1 protein-coding gene is annotated in these 264 nt (G+C 43.2%); it reads right to left on the reverse strand.

The window, feature by feature from the left end:
• On the reverse strand, positions 1 to 264 hold a 264-nt coding region (locus tag AAEZ00_RS21500; RefSeq protein WP_351089969.1), incomplete at both ends, for a CsgG/HfaB family protein.

Raw genomic sequence — 264 nt, forward strand, 5'->3', positions numbered from 1 at the left:
GCTAAGAAAGCCGTTCCAGACTGAGGTACTGCAGTTGAAAAGTTACTCGAAGGTATCGGCTTGTATTGGCCCGTTTGATCACGGAAATCATACACTGCAGCCACCATACTTCCTTGGGGGGATGGTAAACTGACTAAATCGTAATAAGTCTCGCCCTTTGGCATTAAACTCGTGGTAGCTTCAATACCGTCGAATTCACTTTCTATCGAAGAACACGCGCTCAAAGATAGAATAAATAAGCTAAGCAGTAGTCTTTTCATGATT

This window comes from Shewanella sp. S1-49-MNA-CIBAN-0167, from assembly GCF_040310145.1.
In the GTDB taxonomy this organism is placed as follows: Bacteria; Pseudomonadota; Gammaproteobacteria; order Enterobacterales; family Shewanellaceae; genus Shewanella; species Shewanella psychromarinicola.